Annotated in this window: 14 protein-coding genes; 8 read left to right on the top strand and 6 right to left on the bottom strand. The window is 64.6% G+C overall.

Annotated features, from left to right (window positions below; translation table 11 throughout):
- Nucleotides 1–2: 2 nt before the first annotated feature.
- The 5 genes from CAG00_RS09305 to aceE form a co-directional block, all read right to left on the bottom strand.
- Nucleotides 3–626, bottom strand: a complete 624-nt coding sequence (locus tag CAG00_RS09305; RefSeq protein WP_085664116.1) for a glutathione S-transferase — start codon at nucleotides 624–626, stop codon at nucleotides 3–5.
- 3 nt (nucleotides 627–629) lie between these two features.
- A complete protein-coding gene (gene msrA, locus CAG00_RS09300; protein ID WP_085664115.1) occupies nucleotides 630–1,298 on the bottom strand; it encodes a peptide-methionine (S)-S-oxide reductase MsrA in 669 nt (222 codons plus the stop codon).
- Nucleotides 1,299–1,463: 165 nt separating this feature from the next.
- Nucleotides 1,464–4,154: a bifunctional diguanylate cyclase/phosphodiesterase gene (locus CAG00_RS09295; RefSeq protein ID WP_085664114.1), complete on the bottom strand. Its 2,691-nt coding sequence runs from the start codon at nucleotides 4,152–4,154 to the stop codon at nucleotides 1,464–1,466.
- A gap of 341 nt (nucleotides 4,155–4,495) precedes the next feature.
- Complete coding sequence (gene aceF / locus CAG00_RS09290; RefSeq protein ID WP_085664113.1) at nucleotides 4,496–6,133, bottom strand: dihydrolipoyllysine-residue acetyltransferase; 1,638 nt, start codon at nucleotides 6,131–6,133, stop codon at nucleotides 4,496–4,498.
- Between the two features lie 13 nt (nucleotides 6,134–6,146).
- The gene (aceE, locus tag CAG00_RS09285) at nucleotides 6,147–8,792 is read right to left on the bottom strand and encodes a pyruvate dehydrogenase (acetyl-transferring), homodimeric type (protein WP_085618446.1); all 2,646 of its coding nucleotides are present in this window, start codon (nucleotides 8,790–8,792) and stop codon (nucleotides 6,147–6,149) included.
- Nucleotides 8,793–9,175: 383 nt separating this feature from the next.
- On the opposite strand from aceE, the gene glnE reads away from it, so the two are divergent.
- The 8 genes from glnE (at nucleotide 9,176) to CAG00_RS09245 (ending at nucleotide 19,293) form a co-directional block, all read left to right on the top strand.
- Nucleotides 9,176–12,109: a bifunctional [glutamate--ammonia ligase]-adenylyl-L-tyrosine phosphorylase/[glutamate--ammonia-ligase] adenylyltransferase gene (gene glnE, locus CAG00_RS09280; protein WP_085664112.1), complete on the top strand. Its 2,934-nt coding sequence runs from the start codon at nucleotides 9,176–9,178 to the stop codon at nucleotides 12,107–12,109.
- 223 nt (nucleotides 12,110–12,332) lie between these two features.
- Nucleotides 12,333–13,382, top strand: coding sequence for a lipopolysaccharide heptosyltransferase II (gene waaF, locus CAG00_RS09275; protein ID WP_085664111.1), 1,050 nt, complete (start codon nucleotides 12,333–12,335; stop codon nucleotides 13,380–13,382).
- Entirely contained in the window at nucleotides 13,383–14,441 is a 1,059-nt protein-coding gene (gene waaC, locus CAG00_RS09270) for a lipopolysaccharide heptosyltransferase I (protein WP_015268679.1), read from the top strand. It abuts the gene before it with no gap.
- Entirely contained in the window at nucleotides 14,441–15,565 is a 1,125-nt protein-coding gene (locus CAG00_RS09265; RefSeq protein WP_013970538.1) for a glycosyltransferase family 4 protein, read from the top strand. The genes waaC and CAG00_RS09265 overlap by 1 nt, the downstream gene beginning before the upstream one ends.
- The gene (rfaP, locus tag CAG00_RS09260) at nucleotides 15,562–16,368 is read left to right on the top strand and encodes a lipopolysaccharide core heptose(I) kinase RfaP (protein WP_085664110.1); all 807 of its coding nucleotides are present in this window, start codon (nucleotides 15,562–15,564) and stop codon (nucleotides 16,366–16,368) included. The genes CAG00_RS09265 and rfaP overlap by 4 nt, the downstream gene beginning before the upstream one ends.
- The gene (locus tag CAG00_RS09255; RefSeq protein ID WP_025337412.1) at nucleotides 16,368–17,102 is read left to right on the top strand and encodes a lipopolysaccharide kinase InaA family protein; all 735 of its coding nucleotides are present in this window, start codon (nucleotides 16,368–16,370) and stop codon (nucleotides 17,100–17,102) included. Before rfaP ends, CAG00_RS09255 begins: the two co-directional genes overlap by 1 nt.
- On the top strand, nucleotides 17,099–17,851 hold the full coding sequence (locus CAG00_RS09250) for a lipopolysaccharide kinase InaA family protein (RefSeq protein ID WP_085664109.1): 753 nt from the start codon (nucleotides 17,099–17,101) through the stop codon (nucleotides 17,849–17,851). The genes CAG00_RS09255 and CAG00_RS09250 overlap by 4 nt, the downstream gene beginning before the upstream one ends.
- Nucleotides 17,851–19,293, top strand: a complete 1,443-nt coding sequence (locus tag CAG00_RS09245) for a lipopolysaccharide kinase InaA family protein (RefSeq protein WP_085664108.1) — start codon at nucleotides 17,851–17,853, stop codon at nucleotides 19,291–19,293. The genes CAG00_RS09250 and CAG00_RS09245 overlap by 1 nt, the downstream gene beginning before the upstream one ends.
- Here CAG00_RS09245 and CAG00_RS09240 read toward each other — a convergent pair.
- Nucleotides 19,254–22,073: a dermonecrotic toxin domain-containing protein gene (locus CAG00_RS09240; RefSeq protein ID WP_085664107.1), complete on the bottom strand. Its 2,820-nt coding sequence runs from the start codon at nucleotides 22,071–22,073 to the stop codon at nucleotides 19,254–19,256. The genes CAG00_RS09245 and CAG00_RS09240 overlap by 40 nt on opposite strands.
- Nucleotides 22,074–22,134 lie beyond the last annotated feature (61 nt).

The following is a 22,134-nucleotide window of genomic DNA, read 5'->3' as shown; positions in this document are numbered from 1 at the left end:
CTTCAGGCCACCGGAGAGGTCGCGACCATCGACGGCCGCTTGGCCACCTCGGCATACCACGCCGCCAATCCAGGCTGGTGTTCACGCCAGCCAAACTCGGGCTGGCGCAAATCCAGATACCCCAGCGCACAGGCCACGCCGATCGCTGCCAGGTCGAACCCGGACATCAACTCGGGCAAATGCTCCTGCTCCAGATTGGCCAGGCTACGGCGGATCTTGTCGCCCTGTGCCTGCAGCCAACCATCCCAGCGCTTGTCTTCAGGGCGCAGGAAGCTCTCATAGCGGCTCGACACCGCCGCATCCATGATGGCATCGGCCTGTGACACCAGCGTCATGCGCCGCCAGCGCGCCAAGCCTTCGCGCGGCAGCAGCGGCAGGCCGACGTGCTGCAGGTCGAGGTACTCGCAGATCACCCGGCTGTCATGCAGCACGGTGCCGTCTTCCAGGCGCAGGGCCGGGATCTTGCCGATCGGGTTGTCCTGGTTGAGCTGTGGGTCACCGCTGACCGGGCTGATGTTCACCGGCTGCAGCTGCACGCGCTCAAGCTGGCCAGTCTCGTGCAACACCACCATGACCTTGCGCACGAAAGGCGACAACGGCGAGTGGAACAGAGTCATCGTGCTCATGCTTCAGTTACCCTGCAGGCTCGGTGGCAGGCACACGCCGGTACCGCCGATACCGCAGTAGCCGTCCGGGTTCTTGGCCAGGTACTGCTGGTGGTAGGCCTCGGCGAAGTACACGGTCGGTGCCTGGTCGATTTCGGTGGTGATCTCGCCGAAGCCGGCCTTGTTCAGTTCGGCCTGGAAGGCGTCGCGGCTGGCCTTGGCCTGTTCCAGCTGTTCAGGGCTGGTGCAGTAGATGGCCGAGCGGTACTGGGTGCCGATGTCGTTGCCCTGGCGCATGCCCTGGGTCGGGTTGTGCAGCTCCCAGAACATCGCCAGCAGCTCGCGGTAGCTGACCTTGTCCTTGTCGAACACCACCAGCACCACTTCGGTGTGGCCGGTCAGGCCCGAGCACACTTCTTCGTAGGTGGGGTGGGGAGTGAAGCCGCCGGCGTAGCCGACCACTGTGCTGACCACGCCTTCACGCTGCCAGAAGCGACGCTCGGCGCCCCAGAAGCAACCCAGGCCGAAGATGGCGAAGTCGATGGCGCCTTCGAAGAAAGGGCCGAGCAGCGGCGTGTCTTTGAACACGTAGTGGAACTCGGGCAGGCTCATTGGCGTTTCGCGGCCAGGCAGGGCCTGTTCCGCGGTTGGCATGACGTTTTTGTTCACCAGGATTTCCGAACGCAGGACCATGGCCGTTCCTCTGTAGATCTTTGAGATGGGGGCTGGGGCATTCGCGGGTAAACCCGCTCCTACAGGTCCTGCACAGATTTCGAATATTGTGATGTACCTGTGGGAGCGGGCGTGCCCGCGAAGGGGCCCGTATGGGCTCTATAGTGCCCGAGGTTTGCGCGGCTGTCAGGCCACCGGGCCACGCGGATAGCGCTTCAGCCGTTCAGCCAGCTCGCGCCCCGGAATCGGCCGGTCGAACAGGTAGCCCTGGCCCACGTCGCAGCGGTGCCGGCGCAGGAACGCCAGCTGCTCCGGCGTCTCGATACCCTCGGCCACCACCTTCAGCTTGAGGTTGTGAGCCATGGCCACCACCGCCGAGGTGATTTCCATGTCGTCCTGGTTGTCCGGGATCTCGTTGATGAAGCTGCGGTCGATCTTGAGGATGTCGATCGGAAACTTTTTCAGGTAGCTCAGCGACGAGTAACCGGTGCCGAAATCGTCCATGGCCAGGGTCAGGCCCAGTGCCTTCAGCTCATCCAGCTGGCGGTGGGTGTCTTCGGTGGCCTCCAGCAGCAGGCCTTCGGTCAGCTCCAGCTCCAGCAGGTGCGGGGGCAGGGCTTCTTCCTCGAGGATGGTGCTGATCGACGCCACCAGGTCCGGGTCGGAGAACTGCTTGGGCGACAGGTTGATGGCCACATGCAGGTTGCCCATGCCGGCCTCGCGCAGTTGCTGGCTCATGCGGCAGGACTGGCGCACCACCCATTTGCCGATGGGGATGATCAGGCCGGTTTCTTCCGCCACGCTGATGAACTGGTCCGGGCGGATCATGCCGCGTTCGGGGTGGTTCCAGCGCAGCAGTGCTTCCAGCCCCAGCAGGCGGCCGCTGCGCAGGCACAGCTTGGGCTGGTAGAACACCTCCAGCTCGTTCTGGGTCAGGGCGCGACGCAGGTTGTTCTCCACGAACAGCTTGTAGCTGGCTTCGGCATTGAGCACTTCGGTAAACACCTGCACCTGGTGCTTGCCGTTGGCCTTGGCCTTGTGCAGCGCCAGGCCGGCGTTCTTCATCAGGCTGGCCGGGTCGGCGCCATGCAGTGGCGCGCAGGCCAGGCCCACCGAGGCGGTGACGTTGATCAGCTGGTTGTCGACGAACATCGGCTTGTCGAGGGTGCGCAGCAGTTGCTGGGCGACGCCCTGGCCATCTTCCAGGCTGGTGTCGTCGAGTAGCACGGCGAACTCGTTACTGGCAAAGCGCGCCAGGATACCGCCGGTGTGCAGGCTGTTGCGCAGGCGCCGGGCCAGGCTGATCAGCAGCTTGTCGCCGGTCTGGTGGCCGAGGCTGTCGTTGATGCGCTTGAAGTTGTCGATGTCCACCAGCAGCAGGCACATCGAGTACTCGCCATCGCGGGCAAAGCGCTCGTCCAGGCTGCGGATGAACGCCGGGCGGTTGCCCAGGTTGGTCAGGTTGTCGGTGTAGGCCAGGCGCTCGATGCGCTGCTGGGCCAGCTTGGTCTGGGTGACGTCTTCGTAGATGCCGATGTAGTGGGTCAGCTCACGGTTGTCGCCGTATACCTTGGAAATCGACAGCTGGCCCCAGTAGGGCTCGAGGTTCTTGCGCCGGCTCTTGAACTCGCCCTGCCAGCTGTTGCCCATGGCCAGGCTCGACGGCGAGTCGAACAGCAGCTCGCTCAGGTTTTCCAGCGCCGGCAGCTCGCCCAGGTGGCGGCCTTGCACTTCCTCGGTGCTGTACTGGGTGATGGCGGTAAAGCTGGGGTTGACGTACTCCACCACACCGTCGCGGTTGACCAGCAGGAAAGCGTTGGCGCTCTGCTCGACCGCACGCTGGAACAGGTGCAGGGCGCTGGCGGCGGTGCGCCGGTTGTGGTTGGTGATGACCTGGGCGAACTGGTCGGCCAGTTCGCCGGCAAAGGCGATTTCGTCCGACTGCCAGGCCCGTGTCTGGCCGGTCTGTTCCAGGCACAGCACGCCGACTACCTGGCCATCGACACGGATGCTGGCATCGAGCATGGCCTTGTTTTCCGGGTACATACTTTGCGCCAGGGCGCGGGTGCGTGGGTCGTGGCCGGCATTGTGGGCGTCGATGGCGCGGCTGGCGTGCAGCGCGTCGAGATAATCGGGGAAGTGGCTGGCATCGATTGCTTCGGGCTGGCGGTGCTCTTGCGCGTCCCGGTACCAGGCGATTATCGGCTCCAGACGCTGGTCTTCCAGGTGCCAGATGCTGGCGCAGTCCACCTTGTAGATCTCGCAGGCGCTCTGGGTAATCAGCTGGGCGGCTTCCCGCAGCGAGTTCCCGGCGCTGTAGCGTTGGCGGGCCAGGCGAAGGATCAGGTCCTGCTGGCCGCGTACCCGGTCCAGATGCTCGAGTTGTTCCTGCTGCGCGCGCTGGTTCAGTTGCAGGGCCAGTTGCAGGCGGTTGTTGCGCGATTCCAGGTCGCTGGCACCGGCTTCGCCAGTATCTTCGGCCTGGTCGTCGAGCACGCTCAGGTAGCCGCGCAACAGGTGGCGGTTGTGCTGCTTGTAGGCTTCCCCAGCCTCCAGCAGGCGTAGCGATGCAGTTGGCGTGTGCAAGGTGTAGCGCACGCGGTAGTAGCCGCGCTGGGCCAGTTGCAGCTGGATCTCGTCGTGCAGCCGGTAGCGGGCTTCGGGTTCCATCAGGCTGGCATAGGGTGCGTCTACCAGGGCGCACAGGTCGCCGGCGTGCAGGCCGAACTGGCGCTCGCAGGCCGGGTCGAGGTAGAGCATGGTCCAGCTGGCTTCGTTGAGCCTTTCGAAACGCAGCATGCCGAGCCGCGAGGGCACGGGTAACTGCGTGACGACCTCGGCCGCCACACGGCTGGCGGCATCGGGTTGGCTTTTCATCGAAGACTCGCTTGAAGAGGAAACGCGGCCTTGGGGGCGGCAGGTCTGGCAAGGTTGCATCATGTCCCGGGGGCTGGCAAGCAGCCATGCGTGATGCTGTGGACGGGTTATCGGCTGGTGGGTGGGAATCTGTAGTCTGGCTGATATTTCCGGGGCTGCTTTGCAGCCCATCGCAGGCGATCGCGGTACCTTGTAGGAGCGGCCTTGTGTCGCGATAGGAGGGCAAAGCCCTCCCGGCTTTCTCAAGGCAAAAAAAAGCCCCGCCAATCGACGGGGTTGAGGTACGAGCGTGGCAGCTCGAAAAGGGTACTGCCCCTCGCGGGGAGGGGCAGTGGGCTGCCTTACAGCAGCATGGTGCGGATATCGCCCAGCACGTCGCCCAGGCGCTTGGTAAAGCGCGCGGCGGCAGCGCCGTTGATCACACGGTGATCGTAGGACAGCGACAGCGGCAGCATCAGCTTCGGCTGGAATGCCTTGCCATCCCAGACCGGCTGCATGGTCGCCTTGGAGACGCCCAGGATAGCCACTTCCGGCGCGTTGACGATCGGCGTGAAGCCGGTGCCGCCAATGTGGCCGAGGCTGGAGATGGTGAAGCAGGCGCCTTGCATCTCGTCGGCCGACAGCTTCTTGGTGCGGGCTTTTTCGGCCAGCGCAGCCGCTTCGGCAGCCAGTTGCAGCAGGCTCTTCTGGTCGACGTTCTTGATCACAGGGACCAGCAGGCCGTCCGGGGTGTCCACGGCAAAGCCGATGTGCACGTACTTCTTGCGGATGATGGCCTTGCCGCTTGGCGCCAGCGAGCTGTTGAAGTCCGGCAGTTCCTTGAGCAGGAAGGCGCAGGCCTTGAGCAGCAGTGGCAGCACGGTCAGCTTCACGCCAGCCTTCTCGGCCACGGCCTTCTGCGCAACGCGGAAGGCTTCCAGCTCGGTGATGTCGGCGGAGTCGAACTGGGTCACGTGCGGCACGTTCAGCCAGCTGCGGTGCAGGTTGGCAGCACCGACCTGCATCAGGCGGGTCAGGGCCACTTCTTCCACTTCACCGAACTTGCTGAAGTCCACGGCAGGGATCGGCGGGATGCCGGCGCCACCGGTTGCACCAGCGGCTGCCGGTGCTTCCTTGGCCTTCTGCATCATCGCCTTGACGTAGACCTGCACGTCTTCTTTCAGGATGCGGCCGTGCGGACCGGTCGCGGCAACCGCGCCCAGGTCGACGCCGAATTCACGGGCCAGCTGGCGAACCGCCGGGCCTGCGTGAACCTTGGCGTTGCTGCCGGCAGCCGGTGCGGTAGCAACCGGTGCAGGGGTAGCAGCCGGGGCAGCAGCGGCAGGTGCGGCGGCCGGAGCCGCCTCAGCCTTGGCCGGGGCAGCAGCAGCGGCAGGTGCCGGAGCAGCAGCCGGGGCAGCGCCCGCGACTTTCAGCTTGAAGATCAGGTCGCCAGTGCCGACTTCGTCTTCCAGCTTGCACAGTACTTCTTCGACCACGCCGGCAGCCGGCGAAGGGATTTCCATGGAGGCCTTGTCGGACTCCAGGGTAATCAGCGACTGGTCGGCTTCGACGGTGTCGCCGACCTTGACCAGCACTTCGATGATCTTGGCCTTGCCCGACGAGCCGATGTCCGGCACGTGGATGTCCTGCACGCTGGCGGCAGCCGGGGCTGCTGCAGGGGCAGGGGCGGCTTCGGCGGCCGGAGCCGGCGCAGCAGCCTGGGCCGGGGCTGCGGCCGGGGCCTCAGGGGCCGCAGCAGCGGCGCCCTCGGCTTCCAGGACCAGCAGCTCGTCGCCTTCTTTCAGGCGGTCGCCCAGCTTGACCTTCAGCTCCTTGATGACGCCGGCTTTCGGGGCCGGGATCTCCATGGAGGCCTTGTCGGACTCCAGGGTCAGCAGGCTCTGGTCAGCCTCGATACGATCACCGACCTTGACGAACAGCTCGATGATTTCACCTTCACCGCTGCCGATGTCAGGTACGCGAATGAGTTCGCTCACTTAAAAATACTCCTCAGCAGTCCAGTGGGTTGCGCTTGTCCGGGTCGATACCGAACTTGACGATAGCGTCTGCAACAACCTTTGGTTCGATCTCGCCGCGGTCAGCCAGGGCTTCCAGGGCAGCCAGCACCACGAAGTGGCGGTCGACTTCGAAGAAGTGACGCAGCTTCTTGCGGCTGTCGCTGCGACCGTAACCGTCGGTACCCAGGACCTTGAACTCTTTGCTCGGTACCCACTGGCGAATCTGCTCGGCGAACAGCTTCATGTAGTCGGTGGAGGCGATGACCGGGCCCTTGCGACCGTTCAGGCACTGCTCGACGTAGGTCTGCTGTGGCTTCTGGCCAGGCTTCAGGCGGTTGGCGCGTTCCACGGCCAGGCCGTCGCGACGCAGTTCGTTGAAGCTGGTGACGCTCCACACGTCGGCACCGACGTTGAACTCTTCACGCAGGATCTTCGCTGCTTCGCGGACTTCGCGCAGGATGGTGCCGGAGCCCATCAGCTGTACGTGGTGCGCGGCTTCGCGGGTGTCTTCTTCCAGCAGGTACATGCCCTTGATGATGCCTTCCTCGACACCGGCCGGCATGGCTGGCTGCTGGTAGGATTCGTTCATCACGGTGATGTAGTAGAAGATGTCCTGTTGCTCTTCGGTCATCTTCTTCATGCCGTCCTGGATGATCACCGCCAGCTCGTAGCCGTAGGTCGGATCGTAGGTGCGGCAGTTCGGGATGGTGCCCGCCATCATGTGGCTGTGACCGTCTTCGTGCTGCAGGCCTTCACCGTTCAGGGTGGTACGGCCGGCGGTACCGCCGATCAGGAAGCCACGGGTGCGGCTGTCGCCAGCGGCCCAGGCCAGGTCGCCAATACGCTGGAAGCCGAACATCGAGTAGAAGATGTAGAACGGCAGCATCGGCTGGTTGTGGCAGCTGTACGAGGTACCGGCAGCGATGAACGACGACATGGCGCCGGCTTCGTTGATGCCTTCCTCGAGGATCTGGCCCTTCTTGTCTTCGCGGTAGAACATCACCTGGTCTTTATCGACTGGCTCGTAGAGCTGGCCGACCGACGAGTAGATGCCCAGCTGGCGGAACATGCCTTCCATACCGAAGGTACGGGCTTCGTCCGGGATGATCGGGACGATGCGCTGGCCGATTTCCTTGTCCTTGACCAGCTGCGCCAGAATACGCACGAAGGCCATGGTGGTGGAGATTTCGCGGTCGCCCGAGCCGTCCAGGATCGCTTTCAGCGTTTCCAGTGGCGGGGTCGGTACGCTGAAGCTCTTGGCGCGGCGCTGTGGCACGAAACCGCCCAGGGCAGCACGGCGCTCGGCCAGGTACTTGGCTTCGGCAGAACCTTCTTCCGGCTTGAAGAACGGCAGGTTCTCCAGGTCGGCATCCTTGACCGGGATGTCGAAGCGGTCACGGAAGTGACGCAGGCTGTCGACGTCGACCTTCTTGGTGTTGTGCGCGGTGTTCTTGGCTTCGCCGGCACCGGTACCGTAACCCTTGATGGTCTTGGCCAGGATGACGGTAGGCTGGTCCTTGTGGTTGACCGCCTGGTGGTACGCCGCGTAGACCTTGTACGGGTCGTGGCCGCCACGGTTGAGCTTCCAGATCTCTTCGTCGGACAGGTCTTCGACCATGGCCTTGAGCTCTGGGGTGTTGAAGAAGTTCTCGCGAACGTACGCGCCGTCTTTGGCTTTGTAGTTCTGGTACTCGCCGTCGATGACTTCGTCCATGCGGCGCTGCAGGGCACCGTTGGTGTCCTTGGCGAACAGTGGGTCCCAGAAACGGCCCCAGACGACCTTGTTGACGTTCCAGCCACCGCCACGGAACACGCCTTCGAGTTCCTGGATGATCTTGCCGTTGCCGCGAACCGGGCCGTCGAGGCGCTGAAGGTTGCAGTTGATGACGAAGATCAGGTTGTCCAGCTTCTCGCGGCCGGCCAGGGCGATTGCACCCAGGGATTCCGGCTCGTCGCACTCGCCGTCGCCCATGAAGCACCAGACCTTCTGCTTGCCCGCCGGGATGTAGCCACGGGCTTCCAGGTACTTCATGAAGCGTGCCTGGTAGATGGCCTGGATCGGGCCCAGACCCATCGAAACGGTCGGGAACTGCCAGAAGTCAGGCATCAGCCATGGGTGCGGGTACGAAGACAGGCCGTTGCCGTCCACTTCCTGACGGAAGTTGTTCATCTGGTCTTCGTTGATGCGGCCTTCCATGAACGCACGGGCGTAGACGCCTGGCGAAGCGTGGCCCTGGAAGAAGATCAGGTCGCCGCCGTGTTCTTCGGTCGGGGCCTGGAAGAAGTAGTTGAAGCCGATGTCGTACAGGGTGGCGCTGGAGGCGAAGCTGGAGATGTGTCCGCCCAGGTCCGAGTCTTTCAGGTTGGTACGCATGACCATGGCCAGGGCGTTCCAACGCACCATCGAGCGAATGCGGCGTTCCATGAACAGGTCGCCAGGCATGCGTGCTTCGTGGGTGACAGGGATGGTGTTGCGGTATGGCGTGGTGATCGCATACGGCAGCTGGGAGCCACTACGGGTGGCCAGCTCGCCCATACGGGTCATCAGGTAATGAGCGCGGTCTTCGCCTTCTTTGTCGAGGACCGACTCCAGGGCATCCAGCCATTCCTGGGTTTCGATTGGATCGAGGTCTTGCATGGCTTGCTCCAGGGCGGAAAGGCAACCAGAATCGATTGCCTGAGATTGCGACTGGCCTTATGGGCAGACGTCGTGAATTCTTGGATTACCGGGGTGTCCTCCGGCGCCGTGTAGTTTTACTACATTTGCTTTCGCATTTCATGCTTTTACACGACACGAGTAGTAGTAAAACTACATTTGTGCGACGTTTCGTCGCATGCTGGCTTGTGAGGAAAAACGTTCATGTTGGTTGGCATTGTGTCGCGAACGGGTAACTCTTGATGTTTGTTGCCAATTTTTCGTTTCTTTCAGCTATTTCCAACTTTTGTACGACAGTCCAACCGTGGTCCGGCTTCCCCTTGGCCGCTTCTTCCCCTCTATTTCACGCCGATCAAGGATAGACCATGCGCCTACCTTTGCCGTCCGATCTGCCCGCCACCCTGCAGCCGCTGGTCGCGCGCAACCAGCAATTCATCAGCGATGCGGTGGCTGCCCACCCGGAACTCGATCTCCAGGCCTGGAGCCCGCTGCACCGGCAACAGTTCGACCAGGTAGCCGCCGCCAGCGACTTCGTGCTCGGCCTGGTCCGGCGCGAGCCGGCCATGCTGTTCGGCCTGCTGGCCAGTGGCGAGCTGGATCGGCGTTACGCCGCGGGTGAACTGCGCGGGCACATTGCTGCAGCCGCCCAGGCGGCGCAGAGCGAGGACGAGCTGGCGCGCAACCTGCGCCGCGAGCGCAACCGCCAACAGTTGCGCATCATCTGGCGCGACATCACCCGCCAGGCCGCGCTGGGCGAAACCTGCCGCGACCTGTCCGACCTGGCCGACGCCGCCATCGATGAAGCCTACCAATGGCTGTACCCGCGCCACTGCCAGCAGTTCGGCACGCCTGTCGGCAACCGCAGCGGCCAGCCGCAGCACATGGTGGTGCTGGGCATGGGCAAGCTGGGCGCGGTGGAGCTGAACCTGTCGTCGGACATCGACCTGATCTTCGCCTTCCCCGAAGGCGGCGAAACCGAAGGGGTGAAGCGCTCGCTGGACAACCAGGAGTTCTTCACCCGCCTGGGCCAGCGCCTGATCAAGGCGCTGGACCCGGTCACCGTCGACGGTTTCGTGTTCCGCGTCGACATGCGCCTGCGCCCGTATGGCTCGGCCGGCGCGCTGGTGCTCAGCTTCAATGCCCTGGAGCAGTACTACCAGGACCAGGGCCGTGACTGGGAACGCTATGCGATGATCAAGGCGCGGGTGGTGGCCGGCGACCAGGCGGCCGGCGCGCAGCTGCAGGAGATGCTGCGGCCGTTCGTGTACCGCCGCTACCTGGACTTTTCCGCGATCGAAGCGCTGCGCACCATGAAGCAGCTGATCCAGCAGGAAGTGCGGCGCAAGGGCATGGCCGACAACATCAAGCTGGGTGCCGGTGGCATTCGCGAGGTGGAATTCATCGCCCAGGCCTTCCAGCTGATCCACGGCGGGCGCGACCTCAGCCTGCAACAGCGGCCGCTGCTGAAAGTGCTGGCCACCCTCGAGGGCCAGGGCTACCTGCCGCCAGCCGTGGTCGCCGAGTTGCGCGAGGGTTATGAGTTCCTGCGCTATACCGAACACGCCATCCAGGCCATCGCCGACCGCCAGACGCAGATGCTGCCGGACAGCGAGACCGATAAGGCGCGGGTGGCCTACATGCTCGGTTATGCCGACTGGCAAAGCTTCCATGACCAGCTGACGCACTGGCGTGGCCGGATTGACTGGCACTTCCGCCAGGTGATCGCCGACCCGGATGATGAAGACGGCGAGGGCGAGCTGGTGGTGGGTGGCGAATGGTCGCCGCTGTGGGAGCAGGCGCAGGATGAAGATGCCGCTGGCCGTCAGCTGCAGGAGGCCGGTTTCCAGCAGCCCGCCGAAGCCCTGCGGCGCCTGGCCGCGCTGCGCTCCAGCCCGCAGCTGCGTTCGATGCAGCGGATTGGCCGTGAGCGCCTGGACGCCTTTATCCCGCGGTTGCTGGCTCAGGCTGTGGAACATGACAACCCCGACCTGGTGCTCGAGCGCGTGCTGCCGCTGGTCGAGGCCGTGGCACGCCGTTCTGCCTACCTGGTGCTGCTGACCGAAAACCCCGGCGCCTTGCGCCGCCTGCTGACCCTGTGCGCCGCCAGCCCGTGGATTGCCGAGCAGATTGCCCGCTACCCGCTGCTGCTCGATGAACTGCTCAATGAAGGCCGCCTGTTCAGCCCGCCACTGGCGCCGGAGCTGGCCAGCGAACTGCGCGAGCGCCTGACGCGCATCCCCGAGGACGACCTGGAACAGCAAATGGAGGCGCTGCGCCACTTCAAGCTGGCCCACAGCCTGCGCGTGGCCGCCTCGGAAATCAGCGGCAACCTGCCGCTGATGAAAGTCAGCGACTACCTGACCTGGCTGGCCGAGGCCATCCTCGACCAGGTGCTGGCCCTGGCCTGGCGCCAGACCGTGGCTCGCCACGGCCAGCCCAAGCGCAGCGACGGCAGCCTGTGCGACCCGGGCTTCATCATCATCGGCTACGGCAAGGTAGGTGGCCTGGAGCTGGGTCACGGTTCGGACCTGGACCTGGTATTCATCCATGACGGCGACCCGCAGGCGGAAACCGACGGCGCCAAGCCGATCGACAGTGCGCAGTTCTTCACCCGCCTGGGCCAGCGCATCATTCACCTGCTGACCACCCAGACCAACTCGGGCCAGCTGTATGACGTGGACATGCGCCTGCGCCCGTCGGGGGCCTCGGGCCTGCTGGTGAGTTCGCTGGGAGCGTTCGAGCGCTACCAGCAGAACGAGGCCTGGACCTGGGAGCATCAGGCCCTGGTGCGGGCCCGGGTGCTGGTGGGCTGCAAGCAGGTGGGCACGGCGTTCGAAGGCGTGCGCGCCAAGGTGCTGGGCCAGGCCCGCGACCTGGAAAAACTGCGCAGCGAAGTGAGCGAAATGCGCGCCAAGATGCGCGACAACCTCGGCACCAAGGCCACCGCAGCCGGTACCGCGGCAAACGCCTTCGAGGCCGGTGTGCCGTTCGATATCAAGCAGGATGCCGGCGGTATCGTCGATATCGAATTTATGGTGCAATACGCCGCTTTGGCCTGGTCCCACGACCACCCGGCCATACTCCGATGGACCGACAACATCCGCATTCTGGAAGAGCTGGAGCAGGCGGGTTTGATGCCGGCCAGTGACGCGGTGCTGTTGCGTGAAGTGTACAAGGCGTTCCGCTCGGCCTCGCACCGCCAGGCCCTGCAGAAGCAGGCCGGGGTTATCGATGCGGCGCAGTTTGCCGATGAACGCCGTGAGGTGCGGCGGATCTGGGGTGAATTGGGTTTGACTTGAGATTGCTGGGGCCGCTTTGCGGCCATCGCGACACAAGGCCGCTCCTACAGGAGATCGCATTCCCTTGCAGGAGCGGCCTTGTGTCGCGATGGGCTGCAAAGCAGCCCCAAAGGCTCATGCCTCACCACCGGTGGTACACTGTCCGCCACATAGCCTGAATATAAAGAGGGGAGGCCAGGCTGTACCGCAGCCTGTAGCCTCCCCGAGCGTTTCTGGACTAAGCATGAGAATACTGATCATTGGCCCCAGCTGGGTCGGCGACATGGTGATGGCGCAGACCCTGTTCCAGTGCCTGAAACAGCAGCACCCCGACTGCGTGATCGATGTGCTGGCCCCCGAGTGGAGCCGGCCGATCCTCGAACGCATGCCCGAGGTCCGTCAGGCCCTGAGCTTCCCGCTCGGCCACGGCGCACTGGAACTGGCCACGCGGCGACGCATCGGCAAGTCCCTGGCCGGCCAGTACGACCAGGCCATCCTGCTGCCCAACTCGCTCAAGTCGGCGCTGGTGCCGTTCTTTGCCGGTATCCCCAAGCGCACCGGCTGGCGTGGCGAAATGCGCTTCGGCCTGCTCAACGACGTGCGCAAGCTGGACAAGGCCCGCTACCCGCTGATGATCGAGCGCTTCATGGCCCTGGCCTACGCGCCCGGCACCGAGCTGCCGCAGCCGTACCCGCGCCCCAGCCTGCAGATCGAAGCGCAAAGCCGCGACGCCGCCCTGGCCAAGTTCGGCCTGGAGCTGGACCGCCCGGTGCTGGCGCTGTGCCCCGGTGCCGAGTTCGGCGAGGCCAAGCGCTGGCCGGCCGAGCACTACGCCACCGTGGCCGATGCGATGATCCGCCAGGGCTGGCAGGTGTGGCTGTTCGGCTCGAAGAACGATCACCCGGTCGGTGAGCAGATTCGCGACCGGCTGATCCCGGGCTTGCGTGAAGAGTCGTCCAACCTGGCCGGCGAAACCTCGCTTGCCGAGGCTATCGACCTGATGTCCTGCGCCCATGCCGTGGTGTCCAACGACTCGGGCCTGATGCACGTGGCCGCCGCGCTGAACCGACCAATGGTGGCGGTGTACGGCTCGACCTCGCCAGGCTTCACCCCGCCGCTGGCCGAGCACGTGGAAGTGGTGCGCACCGGCATCGAGTGCAGCCCGTGCTTCGACCGCACCTGCCGCTTCGGTCACTACAACTGCCTGCGTTTGCTGGAACCGGGCAAAGTCATCGCTGCTTTGCACAGCCTGACCGGGCCGGACCTGATCGATACCGTGGCCGAGGTCGACTAAGTGCGGGTACTGATCATCAAGACTTCGTCGCTGGGTGATGTGATCCACACCTTGCCGGCGCTTACCGATGCCGCCCACGCCATCCCGGGCATCCGCTTCGACTGGGTGGTGGAAGAAGGCTTCGCCGAAATCCCCAGCTGGCACCCGGCGGTCGACCAGGTGATCCCGGTGGCCATTCGCCGCTGGCGCAAGAACCTCTGGCAAACCATCAAGAGCGGCGAGTGGAAGGCATTCAAGCAACGTGTACGCGAGCGCAAGTACGACCTGGTGATCGACGCCCAGGGCCTGGTCAAATCGGCCTGGCTGACCCGCTACGTGAAGGCGCCGGTGGCCGGCCTGGACCGCTACTCGGCCCGCGAAGGCTGGGCCAGCCGCTTCTATGACCGGCGCCTGTCGGTTGCCACCGGCCAGCACGCGGTGGAGCGGGTGCGCCAGCTGTTCGCCATGGCCTTGGCCTACGACCTGCCGGAAGGCATCGGCAACTACGGCCTCGACCTCGAGCGCCTGCAACTGCCGCCGGCCGCCCCCTATGTGGTGTTCCTGCATGGCACCACCTGGGCGACCAAGCACTGGCCCGAAGCCTACTGGCGCGAACTGGCCGAGCGCATGGGCCGGCGCAAGCTGGAAGTGCGCCTGCCGTGGGGCAACCCGGCCGAGAAGGCGCGGGCCGAGCGTATCGCCCAGGGCTTGAACAACTGCCAGGTGCTCCCCAAATTGAACCTTGCCGGTGTCGCACGCGTGTTGGCGGCGGCAAAAGCCTGCGTGGCGGTCGATACCGGCCTCGGCCACCTGGCGGCGGCACTCGATGTGCCCACCATTTCGCTGTTCGGCCCGACCAACCCGGGCCTGACCGGCGCCTACGGACGGACCCAGATTCACCAGGCCAGTGACTGGCCCTGCGCGCCCTGCCTGCAGAAAAAGTGCACTTACAAACCGAGCGCCGATGACCTGCGCCGGTTCGATCTGAAACGCGAGTGGCCATTGTGCTTCACTCGCCTGAATCCCGAGCATGTGGCGAGCCGCTTGAGCGCGTTGCTGCTGGCTGAGGATGTCCGTTGATGCAACTGGCTTTCGTGCTTTACAAATATTTCCCCTTTGGCGGGCTGCAGCGCGACTTCATGCGCATTGCCCTGGAATGCCAGAAGCGGGGCCACCAGATCCGTGTGTACACGTTGATCTGGGAGGGTGACATTCCGCCGGGCTTCGAAGTGCTGGTGGCGCCGGTGAAGGCGATTTTCAATCACCGCCGCAACGAGAAGCTCAGCGCCTGGATGGCCGCCGACCTGGCCAAGCGCCCGGTCGACCGCCTGATCGGCTTCAACAAGATGCCTGGGCTGGACGTGTACTACGCCGCCGACGGCTGCTTCGAGGACAAGGCGCAGACCCTGCGTGGCGGCCTGTACCGCCGCTGGGGCCGCTACCGGCACTTTGCCGAGTACGAACGTGCGGTGTTCGCCAAGGACGCCCATACCGAAGTGCTGATGATTTCCGAAGTGCAGCAGCCGCTGTTCATCAAGCACTACGGCACCCCGGTAGAGCGTTTCCACCTGCTGCCGCCGGGCATTTCCCAGGACCGCCGCGCGCCGGCCAATGCCGGCGAAATCCGCGCCGAGTTCCGCAAGGAATTCAACCTGGGCGATGACGACCTGCTGCTGGTGCAGATTGGCTCGGGCTTCAAGACCAAGGGCGTTGACCGCAGCCTCAAGGCCCTGGCCGCGCTGCCGTCGGCCCTGCGCAAGCGCACCAGGCTGATGGTGATCGGCCAGGATGACCCCAAGGTGTTCCAGTTGCAAAGCGCTACCTTGGGCCTGGGCGAGCAGGTGCAGTTCCTCAAGGGCCGCAGCGACATCCCGCGTTTCCTGCTGGGCGCCGACCTGCTGATCCACCCGGCGTACAACGAGAACACCGGCACGGTGCTGCTCGAGGCGCTGGTGGCCGGCCTGCCGGTGCTGGTCTCCAAGGTGTGCGGCTACGCCCACTACATTGCCGAGGCCGACAGCGGCCTGGTGCTGGACGAGCCGTTCGAGCAGGAACAGCTCAATGGTTACCTGCAGCGTATGCTTGAAGACCAACAGGCCCGCGCCAGCTGGTCGCGCAACGGCCTGGCGTTTGCTGAAACCGCCGATCTGTACAGCATGCCGCAGCATGCCGCCGACGTGATCCTGGGGCAGGAGTCCGCATGAAGCTGATACTGGCCGAACCGTTCAAGCGCCTGTGGGCCGGGCGTGATGCCTTCGATGCTGTGGAGGCGCTGCAAGGCGAGGTCTATCGCGAACTGGAAGGGCGCCGCACGCTGCGCACCGAGGTCGCTGGCGAGGGCTTCTTCGTCAAGATCCACCGCGGCATTGGCTGGGGCGAGATATTCAAGAACCTGCTTACCGCCAAGCTGCCGGTGCTTGGCGCCGGCCAGGAATGGCAGGCCATCCAGCGCCTGCACCAGGTTGGCGTGCCGACCATGACTGCCGTCGCCTATGGCGAGCGTGGCAGCAACCCGGCCGCGCAGCATTCGTTCATCATCACCGAAGAACTGGCGCCGACCATCAGCCTGGAAGACTTCAGCATCGACTGGGTCAGGCAGCCGCCCGAGCCGCGCCTGAAGCGCGCGCTGATCGCCGAAGTGGCGAAGATGACCGGCGGCATGCACCGCGCGGGGGTCAACCACCGCGACTGCTACATCTGCCACTTCCTGCTGCACACCGACCGCCCGGTGACGGCGGACGACTTCAAACTGTCGGTGATCGACCTGCACCGCGCGCAGACCCGGGCGAAAATCAGCCGCCGCTGGCGCGACAAGGACCTGGCCGCGCTGTACTTCTCGGCGCTGGACATCGGCCTGACCCAGCGCGACAAGCTGCGCTTCCTGCGCGGTTACTTCCAGCGCCCGCTGCGGCAGGTCCTGAAGGATGAAGCCTCGCTGCTCGCCTGGCTGGAGCGCAAGGCGCAGAAACTCTATGACCGCAAACAACGTTATGGGGATGCACTCTGATGGCGGGGTGGACACTGGCGCCGGGCTACGAACACCTGGCGGCGGACTTCGGCAGCCTGGAAGCGGTATTTGCCCTGCAAGGCGAGCGCCTGACCCGCGACCCGATCAGCGAGGTGGTGCGTATCGAGCGTGACGGGGTCAATTACTACGTCAAGCGCTACACCGGGGCCGGCAAGCACATGCGCCGTTACCTGGGCCGGCCGCGGATCAAGGCCGAATGGCAGAACCTCAAGCAGTTCGACAAGTGGGGCATCCCCACTGCCGAAGTGGTGGCCTGGGGCCTGGAGCGCAATGGCCTGGCCTTTGGCCGGGGGGCCATGATCACCCGCGAACTGCCGCGCACCGAAGACCTGTCGGCGCTGGCCGAGCGCAACGATGCACGCCTGGCCGATCGCGCCTGGGTCGGGCATGTCAGCAGCCAGCTGGCGCGCCACACCCGGGTCATGCACCAGCACCACTTCGCCCACAACGACCTGAAATGGCGCAACCTGCTGGTCGACGACCAGGGCACGCTATTCTTCATCGACTGCCCCACCGGCGATTTCTGGCGCGGCTTCATGTGGCGGCACCGGATGATCAAGGACCTGGCGTGCCTGGACAAAGTGGCCAAATACCACCTGTCGGCAACCCAGCGCCTGCGTTTCTACCTGCAATACCGTGGCCGCGACCGGCTGAATGTGCGTGACAAGAAGCGCATTCGCCAGGTGGTGAGCTTTTTCGAGGGAAGGGAATGACCGATTACCTGGCCAGCGCGGACCTCGCGCTGCTCAAACGCCATGGCCTGGATGACTTCGAGGCGCTGTGGGCACTGCAACTGGATGCCGTGGACGAACCGAACACCGGCCGCGGAGGCTGGAGCAGCGTGTTCCGCCTGGAACTCGAAGGCAAGGGCTACTACCTCAAGCGCCAGAGCGACTACCTGACCCGTACCCTGCACCGGCCATTCGGCGAGCCGACCTTCGCCCGCGAATTCCGCAACATCAGCCGTTACCAGAAGCTGCACATTCCGGCCTTGCAGGCGGTGTTCTATGGCGAGCGCAAGAAAGGTGGCACGCACCGGGCGATCCTGATGACTCGCGCCCTGGACGAATGGGCCGACCTCGACAGCCTGCTGGCCCAGTGGCCACAACTGAGCGATGCTGAACGCAATGGCGTCCTGCAGGCCTGCGGCCAGCTGGCGCGCACCCTGCACAGCGCCGGCCAGGTGCATGGCTGCTTCTACCCCAAGCACATCTTCCTGCGCCAGCGCCGCGAAGGCTGGGACGCGCAACTGATCGACCTGGAGAAGACCCGCCCCCTGCTGTTCGGCATGCGTGACCGTCTCAAGGACCTGGAGCCGCTGCTGCGTCGTGCCCCGGTCTGGAGCGAGCGTGATGTACGTACCTTGCTGGCCAGCTACCTGGCGCAGCCTGCCGATGGCACGCTGGTCGATACCTGGCTGCAACGCCTGACGCAACGCCGTCGTGAAAAAGAGGCCCGCTGATGCGTTTGTCTGAATTGAAAGAGGCCGGGCGCAGCCCCTCGCTGCCCCTGAGCATCACCCTGGCCGATGCCGCCGGCATGGCCGACCTGCAATTGCTCAGCCTGCTGCGCGTGCTGCCGGGCCAGCGCTATGTGGGCGCCGGCGTGTGGCGCGGTACCCCGGTGCTGGCCAAGCTGCTGGTCGGTGGTAACGCTGCACGGCATTTCCAGCGCGAACTGCAAGGCGTGAAGCTGCTGGCCGAGCAGGGCCTGACCACGCCGAAGCTGCTGGCCGACGGCCTCAAGGAAGGCGAGGGCGGCTGGCTGCTGTTCGAATTCCTCGACGGTGCCGAAAGCCTGGCCGATGCCTGGGCGGCAGTGGAGAGCTTGCCGGTACTGGCCGACGAGCAGCACCTGGTGCTGGGCGAGGCGCTCACCGCAGTGGCGCACATGCACGCCCGGGGCCTGTGGCAGGAAGACCTGCACCTGGACAACCTGCTGCGCCACGGCGGCAAGCTGTACCTGATCGACGGCGCCGGCATCAAGGCCGAAACGCCTGGCCAGCAGCTGTCGCGCCCACGTGTGCTGGAAAACCTGGGGGTGTTCTTCGCCCAGCTACCCAAGCGCCTGGAGCCGTTCATCGAAGAACTGCTGGTGCACTACCTGCTGGCCAACGCCGAGCATGCGCTGCCGCTGGAAGCCTTGCAGAAGCAGGTGGACAAGGTGCGCAGCTGGCGCCAGAAGGATTACCTGGAAAAGGCTGGTCGTGAATGCAGCCTGTTCAGTGTCGAGCGCAGCCTTTCGGGCTTGCGGGCAGTCCGCCGCGACGAGGCCGAAGCCATGTTGCCGGTGCTGGAGCAGGCTGACGCGTTGATTGACCAGGGCCACCTGTACAAGACCGGTGGTGCGGCCAGCGTGGCGCGCATCGAGGTTGGCGGCCGCACACTGGTGCTCAAACGCTACAACATCAAGAACACCGCGCACTGGTTCAAGCGCTTCTGGCGCCCGAGCCGGGCCTGGCATTCCTGGATCGAAGGCCACCGCCTGGAGTTCCTCGACATTGCCACGCCGCGTCCACTCGCGGTGCTGGAGCAGCGGGTGATGGGGCTGCGAAGCCGTGCCTACCTGGTCACCGAGTATGTCGATGGCCCGGACCTGGCCGAATGTTTCGCGCCCTACGTGGATAACGGCGATGCGCCCGAGGAGCAGGTGGATGCCCTGGTGCATGTGATGCAGCAACTGATTCGCGAGCGTATCAGCCACGGCGACTTCAAGGGCCACAACCTGTTCTGGCACAACGGCCAGTGGTCGCTGATCGACCTCGACGCCATGTGCCAGCACGCCACCCAGCTCAGCTTCGCCCCGGCCTACGCCCGTGATCGGGCGCGGCTGCTGCGCAACTGGCCGAGTGGCAGTGCCTTGCATCAGCGGCTGGACCGGCTGCTGCCCAAGCTGGCCGAGTAATCCGCCGGCAGTGCCAGCCAGTCGCTGCTGCGGCCTGGCTGGCGCACGCGAATACGCCATTGGCCGCCCTGTTGGCGCAGTACTGCCCAGGCGTGGACTGCGCCCAGTGCCTTCTCGGGCAGCAGCAGATGGTAATGCCCGGCGAGCAGGTGCCGACGAACCGGCAACTGCTGGTCACCCAGCTGCAGATAGAGTTGCCCCCCGGCGTCGTGCAGGTCGGCTTCCCCTGCCACCGGTTCGCCCTCGAGCGGCGGTTGCAGGCGTACCTCTTCCAACAGCTGGGCTACGTCAGGTAGCCCGTCATGCCATAGCACGATGGAATCGACCACCCAATTGCCATTGCGCAGCCGTTTGATCGGCAGTTGCGCGTAGGCATCCGGCTGCCTGGGGTCGAGCACCCTCCAGCGATAGCCGTCGAAGTGGACGTTGTACAACCGCCCCTGGCTGTCCTTGACGAAGTACCGGTCCGGACCTGGCACGCTGTTGATCTGTTCGTACACTTCCTCGCCATGAACCCCGTCGATCCGGTAGCGCAGCTTGCTAACGTCCACGGCCGCTTCGTGGGTTTTCGGCAGTGGGCGCGGGGGTTGCGGTGGCAGGCCGCGCATGGCCCTGCGCATGAGGGGCGAGCCAGCGAAACTGGACAACCCGTCGGCGCTGTGGCTCAAAGCGGCCATGGCGTGGTGGAAGGTTGCTGCGTAATCCTCTTTTTCCAGGGCTTCGAAGCCGTCCCACAGCGAAATCGACATACGGCCGAAGGCCAGGGCTGACATTGTCGGGGCCGGTAGCACGAGGCTGATCATGTCGAGAACCAGGCGCAGCGTCGACAGCCCGTACTCGCCGAGCAGCTCGCGGTTGCTGCGGCTGTTGGTATCGGCCTCGGCGATCATGGCGTGGACCTGGGCCTTGTAAAGGGCATCGAAGAGGTTGCCGTTGATCATTGGTCTTTGCACATATGGCCCGAGGCGGCCTTTGCGCACCAACTTGTCGAGCCGCTTGCCATCAGCCAGAGGCGCGCGCTGGATCAGGTACTTTCGCAAGGAAGGCGTGCTGCGAAGGGTTCTGAGCAGCGCCCGGGTATCGGGGTATTCACGCCATGCGCGCCGGTCGGGAGCGTCCGGCGTATACAGCACCAGCGACGGCTGGTTGTCGCTCTCGGCATTGAGCAGCAGTACCCCTTGCAGCGTGTGCCCGTCGATGATCAGTTGGCGCACCGCGATACGATGCTCGTCGATGGTAGGGCGCCAATTGTTGTCGGGGTGGTCGGTGACGGCCTTGACCCAGCGATAGCCCCGCTCGTGGGTATCGTTCAGAAAGTGCCTGGCATAGCGGGCCTTGGCCGCCTCGGCGCGCATGCGGGCGCGGTTCATGTTGCCGTGGCATTGCATGCGCCAGCGCGCACCTGGAGACTCCAGCAGGTGGGTTCGCAGGTAGCGGATGTAGCCACTGCCGGCGTCCAGCTCACGCACCAGGCGCTTTACCCCTTCCGCGGATATTGATTCCAGCGTGGAACCGTCCTCGTTGTGTATCCGGGCAGTCAGCCAGTAATCGACGTCGAACCAGCCGATGTTCAACAGGGCCAGCTCGTCCAGGCGGTAGGTGGTGGTTACCAGTTCGATGGTGCCACCGACATGGCGACGGTTGGCAACGGCCACGTAACCCGAAGGTGCCAGCGGGTTGATCAGCGGGCCGGTGCGGTGTGCAAGCGTGACGGTTATGCAGACTTTTTCGGCAGGCAAGTCGATGGAGAATTCGCGCCGCAGCGCCTTGCCAAGGCGTTCGCGCACCCATGCCAGCAGGTGGTGGCGATTACCGAATGCCTCCAGGGTCAAAAGGCCGGGTGCAGCAGCCTGGGTGATGGCCCCGGCGAGCTCCTGGATCGTTTGCATGATGTGCGTCAGGCTTTGCGTGGAGCTTTGGCGCAGCCAGGCGGGCAGGTGTTTTTCCAGCAGCAGCGCATAACGGGTGGACAACGCATATTGGCTGCCCATGAGATCGGTCAGTGACTGCTGTTTGGCCAGGGTGCTTTTCAGTGCCGGTAGATTCGGATTCTGGTCAAGCGCCCAGGCGGCGTGCCAGGCGATGGTAAGCCGTTGATGCTGCGCGTCGATCACGTCAGTGGCCTGTTGTTCGACCAGGTCGCCAGTAAACCACTCGTAGCGCAGCCGGTCGGCACACCGGATCAGTTGCTGATCCTGCAGGCGGGGTAGCAGTTGCAGCATTGGCCGGCTTTGCATGGGGTCGTCCAGGCGCTCGCACAGCTCTCTATGCAGTTCGGCCAGGTTGGCGAAGCCTTCAACGCCATGAGAAACGCTGCACAGCAGTGCCTGGCCTGTGGCTGTTGCAGGCTCGGCAACGGCCCCTTCCGGTGCGTCTGCCACCAATACCAGCACGCCGGGTAACGGCAACCGGCCATGGGGCCTTGAGCGGTTGAATACCGGCCGATAAACCTGGGCCCGGTGGGTGTCTGGCAGGTGGTTGCGCTGCCAGGGTAGCGGCAGCTCCAGGGAGGTGCGCAGCAGGCTGATGTGGCTGTAGTCCAGGGTCTGGTCGGCGAGGCGCAGTTCCAGTTCGGCCAGAAGTTGCTCATGACGCAGTTCGCGCAGTTGCCGGACGCGGCTGTGGCCTGCTTCGACAGGGTCGTTCCAGAACGCTGCCAGGTCACCAAAAAAACGCTGACGCATGGCGGCCGGTTCCGTTTCGCCCGCCAGTTCGGGTTTGCCTTGCTCAAGGGCGATGAGTTGTTGATCGAGCGCTTCGAGGCGCTGCAAGGGTGTCATGGTATGGCTCCTTGGAAAATGGGAGCCAACCATGTCGCGGCAAAAGAGGGTGCGGGTATTA

The sequence above is a fragment of the Pseudomonas sp. B5(2017) genome, assembly GCF_002112825.1.
Classification (GTDB): Bacteria; Pseudomonadota; Gammaproteobacteria; order Pseudomonadales; family Pseudomonadaceae; genus Aquipseudomonas; species Aquipseudomonas putida_Z.
This window is presented reverse-complemented; position numbering and strand designations above follow the sequence as displayed.